This window comes from Pseudomonas sp. St290, from assembly GCF_018325805.1.
In the GTDB taxonomy this organism is placed as follows: Bacteria; Pseudomonadota; Gammaproteobacteria; order Pseudomonadales; family Pseudomonadaceae; genus Aquipseudomonas; species Aquipseudomonas bijieensis.
The window spans coordinates 508,209-520,230 of the sequence record NZ_AP014703.1 but is presented as its reverse complement, the minus strand read 5'-3'; the positions used below and the strand labels follow the sequence as shown (position 1 = coordinate 520,230).

Here is a 12,022-nt window from a genome sequence, read left to right as displayed (position 1 = left end):
CCCCGGGTTAAGAACGCCACCCTCTGGAAGTAACCTCTCACCTATTTTCTACAGATCCCTGTGACATAGTCGATACTCTCCTCATAAGACCTACAAAAGGTTCGAAGGAGTATCAGCATGTTCAGTTGGCTGACCGAAAAGCTGGGAAACGTAAGCGTCAATCGCAAACTGGGTTTCGGTTTTGGCCTGGTACTGCTCATGACCCTCCTGAGCACCTTCGCGGGCTGGAATAGCCTGGGCAGCGTGATCAGCCGCGCTGACAAGCAGGCGTCTATCGCCAGTCTCAATGAGTTGGCCAAGGATCTGCGAGTCGCCAGTCTCGACTATGAGATGCGGCGTGGCGAACAAGGGCCCGCTGTCGTCAGCGAGTTCCTGGGCAAGCTTCAGGAAAGCATACAAGCGGCCCTCAAACGGTTTGTACGTCCGGCAGACCAGGAGTTGCTCAATCAGCAACTGTCCATCCTCGATGAATACAAACGCGCCTTCGGCGACCTGACCCAGGCGACGCAGAACCGCGAATCGGCCCGATCCAAGCTTGGCGCCAACGCCGACAATGCCGTGGCCAAAGTGAAGGAGGTCGAAAATGCCTTGCGCCAAGGCGACAGTGTTGCGCAATTCGACAGTGTGATCGAGCTGAGCAAACTGCTCCAGCAAGCGCGCTACCAGGTTCGCGGCTACACCTACAGTGGCAAGGCCGATGCCGAGCAACCGGCGCTGGAGGCCATCGATAGTGTCTTGAAAAACCTTGAAAGCCTGCCGGGCAAACTGCCGGAACAACACACCGCCAACCTGCAACAAGCCACTGAATCGATGAAGGCCTATCGTGCCGCCGTCAGCCAGTTCCGCGATTCGCAGGTGGCCAGCGCATCAGCCCTCAAGAGAATGGTCGACCAGGGCGCCCGTTTGAATGACCTGAACAACCATTTGACTACCTCGCAGATTGAGAAACGCGACCTGGAGACGACGCATGCGAAAGAAGTGCTGATCATCGTCACCATCCTGGCATTAGCGTTTGGCCTGCTAGCGGCCTGGATCATTACCCGGCAGATCGTTGTTCCACTGCAGCAGACCTTGGTTGCCGTTGAACGTGTCGCCTCCGGCGACTTGAGCCATAACCTGGTGGTCACCCGCCGTGACGATATGGGCCAATTACAAGGCAGCCTACAGCGAATGGTGATCAGCCTGCGGCAACTGATCGGAGGCATCGGCGAAGGCGTTACGCAAATCGCCAGCGCCGCTGAACAGCTCTCCGCCGTCACCGAGCAGACCAGCGCCGGGGTCAACAGCCAGAAAGTGGAAACCGACCAGGTCGCCACCGCCATGCACGAAATGACCGCCACGGTGCAGGAAGTGGCGCGCAACGCCGAAGAAGCCTCCGAAGCGGCCGTCGCCGCAGACCAACAGGCTCGCGAAGGCGAAAAAGTCGTGGGCGAAGCCATTGCCCAGATCGAACGCCTGTCCAAGGAAGTAGGCAATTCCACCGAAGCGATGGGCCATCTCAAGCGCGAGAGCGACAAGATCGGCAGCGTGCTGGATGTGATCAAGTCTGTGGCCCAGCAAACCAACCTGCTGGCCCTCAACGCGGCGATCGAGGCGGCCCGTGCCGGTGAAGCCGGACGTGGGTTCGCGGTGGTGGCCGACGAGGTTCGCAGCCTGGCCCAGCGCACCCAGAAATCCACCGAAGAAATCGAAGAGCTTATCCTCGGCCTGCAATCGGGCACCGAACAGGTCGCGACCACCCTGGACAACAGCCGCAACCTGACCGATAGCAGCGTCGAATTGACCCGCCGCGCCGGTGGCTCGCTGGAAAACATCACCCGTACCGTCTCGGCAATCCAATCGATGAACCAACAGATCGCCGCCGCCGCCGAGCAGCAGAGTGCCGTGGCCGAAGAGATCAACCGCAGCGTCGTGAACGTTCGCGATGTGTCCGAACAGACGGCTTCTTCCAGCGAAGAAACAGCCGCCTCCAGTGCCGAACTGGCACGGCTGGGGGTTCATTTGCAGACGCTGGTTGGACGCTTCAAGGTCTGACCCAAAGCCTGTGGCCAGGGCTTGCTCCCTCGCCACAGGAATGCATTACGTCTATTTTTCTACAGATCCCGCCAAAACCGCCGATACAACCCTGATAAAACCAATCAGCGCTACAAGGGAGTATCAGCATGTTCCGGTGGCTTGCCCAGGGTCTGGGAAACGTAGGCGTTAATCGCAAACTCGGCGCAGGCTTCGGCCTGGTGCTGTTCCTCACCTTGATGATTGCATTCACCGGCTGGTCCGGCCTGGGCAATGTCATCAGTCGGGGCGACAAACTGGGCTTCATTGCCAGTCTCAACGACTTGAGCAAAGACTTGAACCTGGCCAGCATCGACTACAACACCACGCGGGGCGAGAAAGGACCGCAAGCGGTCAACGACCTGCTGGGCAAGCTCGAAGAGGGCCTGAAGACTGCTCGCCAGTTGATCGAACAACCGGCCGACGTCGCGCTGATCGATGCGCAACTGGCCGCCGTCGCCGAATACAAGGGCGCCTTCGCCCAGATGACCCGCGCCACCGTCAACCGCGAAGATGCCCGTAGCAAACTCGGCGCCAGCGCCGACAACGCCGTGGCCCGCGTCGCTGAAGTTGAAAAGTTGTTGCTGCAAGCCGGCGACATCACCCCGTTCAACAGCGTGGTCACCCTGAGCAAGGCCATCCAGCAAGCCCGCTACCAGGTTCGTGGCTACACCTACAGCGGCAAGAGCGAAGCCCAGCAACCGGCCCTCGATGCCATCGACACCGTCCTCAAACTGCTCGCGCGCCTGCCAGACCAATTGCCCCAGGAACACGCCGCCGACCTGCAGCAGGCCAGCGACTCGTTCAATCTCTATCGCGCGGCGGTCGCCCAATTCCGCGACTCGCAAATCGACAACGCTGCGGCCCTCCAGCGCATGACCGAGCAAGGTCAAATACTGATCGACGCCAGCCAGAAGCTGACCGTATCCCAGACCGCCGTGCGTGACCACGACGCCGCCCAAGCCAAGACGGTCCTGATCGTAGCGGCCGCCCTGGCGCTGCTGTTTGGCGTGATCGCCGCCCTGTTCATCACCCGGCAGATCGTCGGCCCGCTCGGCCAGACCTTGAAGGTTGCCGAACGCGTGGCCGCCGGTGACCTGACCCACAACCTCACCTCCGAGCGTCGCGACGAACTCGGCCAGCTGCAACGCGCCATGCAAAGCATGACCGTGGGCCTGCGGCAATTGATCGGCGGCATCAGCGAAGGTGTGACCCAGATCGCCAGCGCCGCCGAACAACTCTCGGCCGTGACCGAACAGACCAGCGCCGGGGTCAACAGCCAGAAAGTGGAAACCGACCAGGTCGCCACCGCCATGCACGAAATGACCGCCACCGTGCAAGAAGTCGCACGCAACGCCGAGGAAGCTTCCGAAGCCGCCGTCGCTGCCGACCAGCAGGCCCGCGAGGGTGACAAAGTGGTTGGCGAGGCCATTGCCCAGATCGAACGCCTGGCTAAGGAAGTCGGCAACTCCACCGCCGCCATGGGCGACTTGAAGCGTGAAAGCGACAAGATCGGCAGCGTCCTGGACGTGATCAAGTCCGTGGCTCAGCAGACCAACCTGCTAGCCCTCAACGCCGCCATCGAAGCCGCCCGCGCCGGTGAAGCGGGACGTGGTTTCGCGGTGGTGGCCGATGAAGTCCGCAGCCTGGCCCAGCGTACCCAGAAGTCCACCGAAGAAATCGCAGAACTGATTGTCGGCTTGCAAAGCGGCACCGAACAAGTCGCGACCATCATGGACAACAGCCGCAGCCTGACCGACAGCAGCGTCGAACTGACCCGCCGCGCCGGGGGTTCGTTGGAGAACATTACTCGTACGGTTTCGGCGATCCAATCGATGAACCAGCAGATCGCGGCGGCGGCGGAGCAGCAGAGTGCGGTGGCTGAGGAGATCAACCGTAGCGTGCTGAATGTGCGTGATGTGTCGGAGCAGACAGCGTCGTCCAGTGAGAAGACTGCCGCTTCGAGTGCTGAGCTGGCGCGCTTGGGGGTTCATTTGCAGACGTTGGTGGGGCGGTTCAGGGTCTAGCAGGCCTACGCAAAACCTGTGGCGAGGGAGCTTGCTCCCGCTTGAGTGCGCAGCGCTCACAATATTGCAGGGAGCAGCGGCTGCGCCATCTTGAGTTGGTGGTCTGTGGGTATAGGTATTCTTGGGTGTATATCCGTTATTTAGGTAACGGCTACTTAGGGTTCCGCCCTTACGGCGGCTCACTTTTGAAAAGCCCGGAAGCCGGCCCAGTCAAAAGTAAGCAAAACGCTCCTGCCCCACCACTCGGCACCTCGCCTAGGCTCGGTGTGCCCTCACTCCGGCATTGCTCCGTGGGCCGCCGCGAAGGGCCATCCATGGCCCAGCGCGGCTAACCCGGCATCCATGCCGGGTTGCCCACTGCGCAATGCCTGCGTTCGGCCAGCGTGGTTAACGGGGCGCCCGAGATCAACGTCCACCGCGAGGCGGCCTGATAGCCGACCTAGCTCTTGGTAAAACCGCGTTCCTCCTGTGGGAGCGGGCTTGTTCGCAAAGACCATGTCACAGCCAATGAAGATATCGAATGTGTTGGCCTCTCACCGTTGATCTTCAGCGGGCACAACATTCATGTACACCGCAAAGCCATTGTGGGAGCGAGCCTGCTCGCGAAGGCGGTGCTACAGTGGATGAAGATGTCGGATGTGGTGGCCTCATCGCGAGCAGGCTCGCTCCCACAGGGGAGTGCGGTCACCCAGAACCAGGTCGGCTCTCAGGCCGCCTCGCGGTGGACGTTGATCTCGGCGCCCCGTTAACCACGATGGCCGAACGCAGGCATTGTGGAGTGGGCATCCCGGCATGGATGCCGGGATAGCCGCGCTGGGCCATGGATGGCCCTTCGCGGCGGGCCCACGGAGCAATGCCGGAGTGAGGGCATGCCGAGCCTAAGCGAGGCACCGAGTGGTGGGGCAGGAGCGTTTTGCTTACTTTTGACTGGGCCGGCTTCCGGGCTTCTCAAAAGTGAGCCGCTGTAAGAGCGGAACCGTCAGCAGCCGTTACCTAAATAACGGATATACACACAAAAATCCCCCTCCCACAATCCGTCATCCCAAGGCTACGGCGCCTTGCGCCATTGCCTACAACTACGCCAGAATCCGCCGGCTTGTACGCCTTAGGCCTGGGCTTTAACGTTTGCAGGTCGCTGTCAGTTCAGCGATCGGGTTTAGCAGCCTGAACAATCCTAGACGTACGCTCTCCACATGCGTGAGCAGGCTTCAGCGCCTGCACATCTATGTCATGGCGGTTGTGCGTGGGAGACCTTCGGGTCTGCCGGGTTCTAGGGTCCCGGTCTGCTAACCCGCGTACAGTCGCCACCCTTCTCGTTTAGCAGCGATATCTGGCGGCTCCATTACCCTAGGAGCGTCAACTATGTACAAGGTCACACCCAACCCACCAGAACCAGAAACCGACCCCAAGAAACTCCAGGAAGCCGCTGATCGCACGCTCGATTACTACCTGAACCCCAAACAGGCCAAATCCGAGAATAAACCCTCGCCAGGCCAACTCTTCACCGTCGTCGACGGCATCGACACCGAAAGCCTGCTGGCCAACCTCAGCGAAACCCTGGCCTCAGCCGATGCCATGGTCAGCGACCTTGCGTTCGACCTGAAAGGCACGCGACGCCATGTTGCCCTTGGCATCCTGCAACTGATCGAACTGAGTGGATTGTTGGCGAATCGGCTGTTGGACAGCGTCAACCCTAGACCATAGCTCCCTCGCCACAAAGTCCGGGGCCATCGGTAAAAAAATGCACCCAACAAAAAGCCCCGCTTCCTTCCAGAAGCGGGGCTTTTTGCGTATCAAGCCACTTGCGATTGTACGTTCACCGGCTGTAGCGGCAGCAGCGGTGCATGGGGATCGGCCTTGACCGATTCACGCCAGGCCGCCAGCCACTCGGGATGCGCCTCGCTCCAAACCTGCTCGTGCAGGCGGGACAAGGCCACCGGGTCGCTCAGCAGTGCCAGTCGCTCAGCGTTGCTGAGACCGGCAGGACCGGCCTTCAAGGCGTGACGAACACGTTCGACCCGCAGCCATTCAATCGGCTCGGCCTGACCATGCCGCGAGGTCGCCAGCGCATACGCCAAGGCATTCTGTTGTGGATCGACCACTGCCCGGATGAAGCCGTCGTTCAGCGCGTGCCAACGGTTTTCATGGGTGTACTGGTCCGTCGACAGCAGTTCCTGCGGCGGTGCGTATTCCTCAGGGATCAGGAACAGGCTCTCATCACGGGACTTCAAGCCCAGGCCCACGCGACTGGAGATCACCGATACCGGGATCGACAGCATCAGCGAACCGACGATCGGCACCAGCCACCACAGGAAGCTCGGGTTCAGCCAGATCACCAGCAAGGCCCAGAAGAAACCCAGCAAGGTTTGCGGGCCGTGGCGCTTGACCGCTTCGCTCCAGGGCGTGGAGTCGTCGTCACGTTGTGGCGAGTTCCAGGTCGCGGCCCAGCCCAGGAACGCGGCGAGCACGAAGCGGGTGTGGAAAATCATCCGCACCGGCGCCAGCAACATGGAGAACAACATCTCCAGCAGCATCGACAGCGTCACCTTGAACTTGCCACCGAACTCCTTCGCACCCTTGGCCCAGATCAGCACGATGCTCAGCAGCTTGGGCAGGAACAGCAGCACGATGGTCGTCGAGAACAAGGCGATGGCCTTGTCCGGATGCCATTGCGGCCACAGCGGATAAAGCTGGCGTGGTTCGAGGAAGTATTGCGGTTCCATCAGGGTGTTCACCGCCAGCAGCGCAGTGGAGAGCACCAGGAAGAAGAACCACAGCGGCGCCGACAGGTAGGACATCACGCCCGTCAGGAACACCGCACGGTGCACCGGGTGCATGCCCTTGACCAGGAACAGCCTGAAGTTCATCAGGTTGCCGTGGCACCAGCGACGGTCACGCTTGAGTTCGTCCAGCAGGTTCGGCGGCAGCTCTTCGTAGCTACCCGGCAGGTCATAGGCAATCCACACGCCCCAGCCGGCACGGCGCATCAGCGCGGCTTCGACGAAGTCGTGGGACAGGATCGCACCGGCGAACGCGCCTTTACCGGGCAACGGCGCCAGGGCGCAGTGCTCGATGAACGGTTTCATGCGGATGATCGCGTTGTGGCCCCAGTAGTGGGATTCGCCCAACTGCCAGAAGTGCAGGCCGGCGGTGAACAGCGGACCGTACACCCGGGTGGCGAACTGCTGCATGCGCGCATACAGCGTGTCCATGCCCGAGGCACGTGGCGCTGTCTGGATGATGCCAGCGTCCGGCGTGGCTTCCATCAGGCGCACCAGGCTGGTCAGGCACGTGCCGCTCATGACGCTGTCGGCGTCGAGTACGACCATGTACTTGTAGTCGCTGCCCCAACGACGGCAGAAGTCGTCGAGGTTGCCACTCTTGCGCTTCACGCGACGGCGACGGCGGCGATAGAAGATCTTGCCGAAGCCGCCGGCTTCACGGCAGACGTCCAGCCAGGCCTGTTGTTCGGCGACGCAGATGTCGGTTTCGTTACTGTCGCTGAGGACGAAGAAGTCGAAGCGATCCAGGTCACCGGTAGCGGCCACCGACTCGAACGTCGCGCGCAAACCGGCAAATACCCGTGGCACGTCTTCGTTGCAGATCGGCATTACCAGCGCGGTGCGGGCGTCCTTGGGAATCGGCTCATTGCCGGCGCTGGCACCAGAGATCCGGTACTTGTCGTGGCCGGTGAGCAATTCGAGGAAGCCCATCAGCGCCGTCCAGAAACCTGCCGACACCCAGCAGAACAGGATCCCGAACAGAATCAGGATGCTGGTTTGCAGCGCATAAGGCAGCACTTGCGTGGCGGTCTGCGATAGCGGCTGGTGCAGGACTTCGTCCAGGTCCACCAGCGACCAGCCCTGGTACGGCATGATGCCTTTCATGTACCAGCCGGCGACGATGGTCTGGCCGAGCATCAATATCAGCAGGATGTAGCGACGGGTCGAACCCACGGTGCGCCAGCGTGCATGAGGCAGCACGCGCTCATCCTTGGGCGGCTTCGGCGGGTTGGTACGACCGGTCAGGCGCCGCCAGGCGCGCACCAGGATATTGGTGCGCCACGGCTCCGGCACGACCTTGGTCCGACGGATCGGCGGCGTCGCCTTGAGGCACACCCGACCACTGGCGTCGAGCCCGAGCATTTCGGCTTCTTCGAGCTCTTCGGCGGTGCTCAGGGTCAACCGGCGGCCCACCGAGGCTTGCGCCGCCTCGGCGGGCGCGTCGAAGGTCGAAGACGACAGGCGTTCGTGCAATTCGCTGAAGGACTTGCAGCCCGCCAGTTCGGCGCGCTGCTCGTCGGTCATGGGCAAATGGGCCAGGTACTCGCTGAGTGTCTCTGGCTGTACTGGAGTATTACTCATCGGCTGGCAACTGATAGCTCCAGGTCTCGGTCAGGACTTGTTCAGTCGGTTCCGGTTCCTGCGGGGTTGGGGTCGGTTCAACAGCGGCGTCCGCCGCCTTGACGGCCTTGGCTTCGTCTTTCGCTTTTTCTTTCGCGAGTTCTTTTTCGGTCTGCTGGCGGGCGACTTTGTCGGCCTTGGCCAGGGTCGTGGTCACGGAGTGCGAGGCGGCCGGGGCTTCGACAGGCGTCAATGGACGCACCAGCGCCGCACGCATTTCGGTGGCCTGTTTCGAGTCCTTGATCTTCAACCGCAAGGTCAGGCGCCAGCCCTTGGTTTCCGGGTTGTAGCGCACGCTATTCTCGACGATCTCGCCGTTTTCGCCGACGCTCACCTGGCTACGCACATCGGCGTCTTCCGGCAGGGCTTGCAGGGACGGGCCTTCGAAATCCACCAGGTAGGCCACGCTACCATCCGGCTGACGGATCAGGTTGGATTGCTTCACGTCACCGGTGGAACGCAGGGTCTGCTTGACCCAGGCACTGTCCGGCGAGTGCAGGCTGGCTTCGTCGAGGGTCCAGTGCAGGCGGTAGCTGAAGTCCAGCGGCTGGCCTGGCTCAGGCAGTTTTTCCGGGCTCCAGAAGGCAACGATATTGTCGTTGGTTTCGTCGGCGGTCGGAATCTCTACCAGGTCGACGGTGCCCTTGCCCCAATCGCCTTTCGGTTCGATCCAGGCACTTGGGCGCTTGTCGTAGCGGTCGTCCAGGTCTTCGTAGTGGCTGAAGTCACGACCCCGTTGCAGCAGACCGAAACCGCGCGGGTTTTCCACCGAGAAGTTGCTCACGGCCAAGTGCTTGGGATTGTTCAGCGGGCGCCAGATCCACTCGCCATTGCCGGCATGGATCGACAGGCCGCTGGAATCATGCAGCTCGCGACGATAGTTCAGCACTTTGGACGGCTGGTTGGCGCCGAACAGATACATGCTGGTCAACGGGGCCACACCCAGCTTGGTCACGCGGTCACGCAGGAACATGCGCGATTTCACATCGACCACGGTGTCAGTGCCCGGACGCACGGTCAGGCGATAGGCACCGGTAGCCCGTGGCGAATCCAGCAGGGCGAAAATCACCAAGTGCTTGTCGGTCGGTTTCGGACGTTGGATCCAGAATTCGCGAAAGCGCGGGAACTCCTCGCCCGATGGCAGCGCGGTGTCGATGGCCATGCCACGTGCGGACAGACCGTAGGTCTGGCCTTTGCCGATGACGCGGAAATAACTCGCGCCCAGCATGGTCATGATCTCGTCCTGCTTGTCAGCCTTGTTGATCGGGTACAACACGCGGAAACCCGCGTAACCCAGCTGCTCAGTGGCCTTCGGATCGAATGTCACATCGGCGAAGTCGAAGCGCGACGGGTCGTACTTGATCTCCTCGACAGTCGTCGCGGTGATTTCGTTGATCTTCACCGGCGTGTCGAAATGCATGCCCTGGTGATAGAAGGAAAGCCTGAACGGCGTCTTCTGGTCGGCCCATTCGGCTTTTTCGGTGCGGAAACGGATTTTTTGATAGTCAGCGAATTTCATCTCGCGGAATTCGTTCGGCAGATTGCTGCGCGGGGCTTCGAATTTTTGCCCGGCCAGTTCTTGAGCCTTCGCCGATACATCATCCAGGCTGAATGCCCACAGTTGGCCCGCGCCAAACAGGCACAACAGGGCCGAGCCCGCTACCAGAGCGTTTCTAAACCGTTTGGCAGTCATTTTTGGTGCATTACAGGGACTAACAATCACGAGCAACCCTCGCCGAAAACAGATCAAAAAACCAACGGCCAGATAAAGTATCCACACGGTATCGGCATTGAAAAACCGATCCTGCAGACCACTCTTGCCAAGTTGGCGAGCATTGTTCCGACTCCGGTGGGAGAAAATGATTCCCCAAACGGACCAGGACAAGTCTCTACCTAAGTCAAATGGACCAGCGAACGCTGGTCCCCCGTAGCGCGCGATTATCTAGTAGCCCGCGTGACAACGCATCAGGGATAGCAAAGTATTTATCGAGAAAACTCCCCGTTTAGCCTCGAAACAGATCCGAAAAGATGTTTCAAACGCTTTCAGGCCTGTAACAGGAAGGTTACCGGGCCATCATTGACCAAATGCACTTGCATGTCGGCGCCGAATCTACCTGATGCCACAGTGCCATGCACCTGTTTCGCCCGGGTTAGCAAATAGTTGAACAACTCTTCTCCCAGGGCCGGAGGCGCGGCGGTCGAAAAACTCGGGCGCAAACCGCTTTTGGTGTCTGCCGCCAAGGTGAACTGCGACACCAGCAGCAACCCGCCACCGACATCCGCCAGGGACAGGTTCATCTTGCCGTCGGCGTCGCTGAACACTCGGTAGTTAAGCAGCTTATGCAGGAGCTTGTCGGCGCTGGCCCGGGTATCCCCGGGCTCGACGGCCACCAACACCAGCAAACCCTGGTCCACCGCCCCGACGATCTCGCCTGATACTTCGACCCGTGCGCCGCGAACTCGTTGCAACAGCCCCTTCATGCTTCTTCAGGCGGCAGGTCAAGCAAGCGCCGGGCCATTTGCGCCGCGGCGCGCACCAGGGCGTCGGTGATCCCTGGCTCCGAAGCGGCGTGGCCAGCGTCGCGAATCACCTGCAGTTCGCTGTTGGGCCAGTTCTGGTGCAGCTCCCAGGCATTGTCCAACGGGCAGATGACGTCGTAGCGGCCATGCACGATGACGCCCGGCAAATGGGCGATCTTGCCCATGTCGCGAATCAACTGGTTAGGCTCGAGGAAGGCATTGTTGGTGAAGTAGTGGCATTCGATCCGGGCGATCGACAGAGCCCGCTGCGGCTCGGAGAAGCGATCGACCACCAGCGGATTCGGACGCAGGGTCGCGGTGCGGCCCTCCCAGGTGGACCAGGCCTTGGCCGCGTGCATCTGGGCGATCTGGTCGTTGCCGGTCAGGCGCTTGTGGAAGGCGCTGAGCAGGTCGTCGCGCTCGTCCAATGGGATCGGTGCAATGTAATCCTGCCAGTAGTCGGGAAACAGGCGACTGGCGCCAGCCTGATAGAACCACTCGATTTCCTGCGGACGGCAGAGAAAGATCCCACGCAGGATCAGGCCATGCACCCGCTCCGGGTGGGTCTGGGCATAGGCCAGGGCCAGGGTCGAGCCCCAGGAGCCGCCAAACAGCACCCATTTTTCGATGCCCAGGTGCTTGCGGATACGCTCCAGGTCTTCGACCAGATCCCAGGTGGTGTTGTTCTCCAGGCTCGCGTGGGGGGTGGACCGACCGCAGCCGCGCTGGTCGAAGGTGACGATGCGGTACAGGTTCGGATCGAAGTAGCGGCGGCTCTGTGCATCGCAGCCAGCACCCGGGCCGCCGTGAATGAACACCACGGGCAGGCCTTCCGGGGAACCGCTTTCATCGACGTAGAGCGTGTGGGTGTCATCGACAGCCAGATCGTGCCGGGCATGGGGTTTGATCTGCGGGTACAAAGTCTGCATTGAGCGCTCCGTAAGGGGTCGAGTCATCCCTGTGGGGACTTCTATTTAGTCTGCCGTCCGGCATCATAAACCCGAATTACCTTAATGAGCA

The 12,022-nt window shown here is 61.0% G+C and carries 7 protein-coding genes and 1 pseudogene; 4 read left to right on the top strand and 4 right to left on the bottom strand.

What is annotated here, in order from left to right; translation table 11 throughout:
- Window positions 1-117 precede the first annotated feature (117 nt).
- The 4 genes and pseudogenes from PBDP_RS30190 to PBDP_RS02185 all read left to right on the top strand — a co-directional run.
- Window positions 118-1,131 (top strand): annotated as a pseudogene (locus PBDP_RS30190) (methyl-accepting chemotaxis protein); the annotation flags it as partial.
- A 9-nt stretch (window positions 1,132-1,140) separates the two neighbouring features.
- Window positions 1,141-2,034: a methyl-accepting chemotaxis protein gene (locus PBDP_RS30185; RefSeq protein WP_370873793.1), complete on the top strand. Its 894-nt coding sequence runs from the start codon at window positions 1,141-1,143 to the stop codon at window positions 2,032-2,034.
- A 128-nt stretch (window positions 2,035-2,162) separates the two neighbouring features.
- Entirely contained in the window at window positions 2,163-4,079 is a 1,917-nt protein-coding gene (locus PBDP_RS02190; protein WP_163855679.1) for a methyl-accepting chemotaxis protein, read from the top strand.
- A gap of 1,362 nt (window positions 4,080-5,441) precedes the next feature.
- Window positions 5,442-5,783 carry a DUF6124 family protein gene (locus tag PBDP_RS02185; protein ID WP_212801760.1) on the top strand — a complete coding sequence of 114 codons (342 nt, stop codon included), beginning with the start codon at window positions 5,442-5,444 and terminating at the stop codon, window positions 5,781-5,783.
- Between the two features lie 89 nt (window positions 5,784-5,872).
- Here the strand turns inward: PBDP_RS02185 and mdoH are convergent, their stop codons facing one another.
- The 4 genes from mdoH to pip all read right to left on the bottom strand — a co-directional run bounded on the left by mdoH (window position 5,873) and on the right by pip (window position 11,931).
- Complete coding sequence (gene mdoH, locus PBDP_RS02180) at window positions 5,873-8,443, bottom strand: glucans biosynthesis glucosyltransferase MdoH (RefSeq protein WP_212801759.1); 2,571 nt, start codon at window positions 8,441-8,443, stop codon at window positions 5,873-5,875.
- Window positions 8,436-10,205 (bottom strand): glucan biosynthesis protein G, encoded by a 1,770-nt coding sequence (locus PBDP_RS02175; protein WP_116834303.1) that lies wholly within the window; start codon window positions 10,203-10,205, stop codon window positions 8,436-8,438. The genes mdoH and PBDP_RS02175 overlap by 8 nt, the downstream gene beginning before the upstream one ends.
- 320 nt (window positions 10,206-10,525) lie before the next feature.
- A complete protein-coding gene (dtd, locus tag PBDP_RS02170; RefSeq protein WP_109752013.1) occupies window positions 10,526-10,963 on the bottom strand; it encodes a D-aminoacyl-tRNA deacylase in 438 nt (145 codons plus the stop codon).
- The gene (gene pip, locus PBDP_RS02165) at window positions 10,960-11,931 is read right to left on the bottom strand and encodes a prolyl aminopeptidase (RefSeq protein ID WP_003196909.1); all 972 of its coding nucleotides are present in this window, start codon (window positions 11,929-11,931) and stop codon (window positions 10,960-10,962) included. The genes dtd and pip overlap by 4 nt, the downstream gene beginning before the upstream one ends.
- Between the last annotated feature and the right edge of the window lie 91 nt (window positions 11,932-12,022).

Excerpts from the sequence above, each read along its gene's own strand:
- pip (WP_003196909.1), bottom strand. The coding sequence starts at position 11,931 with ATGCAGACTTTGTACCCGCAGATCAAACCCCATGCCCGGCACGATCTG.
- PBDP_RS02190 (WP_163855679.1), top strand. The coding sequence starts at position 2,163 with ATGTTCCGGTGGCTTGCCCAGGGTCTGGGAAACGTAGGCGTTAATCGC.
- dtd (WP_109752013.1), bottom strand. The coding sequence starts at position 10,963 with ATGAAGGGGCTGTTGCAACGAGTTCGCGGCGCACGGGTCGAAGTATCA.
- PBDP_RS30185 (WP_370873793.1), top strand. The coding sequence starts at position 1,141 with ATGGGCCAATTACAAGGCAGCCTACAGCGAATGGTGATCAGCCTGCGG.
- mdoH (WP_212801759.1), bottom strand. The coding sequence starts at position 8,443 with ATGAGTAATACTCCAGTACAGCCAGAGACACTCAGCGAGTACCTGGCC.
- PBDP_RS02185 (WP_212801760.1), top strand. The coding sequence starts at position 5,442 with ATGTACAAGGTCACACCCAACCCACCAGAACCAGAAACCGACCCCAAG.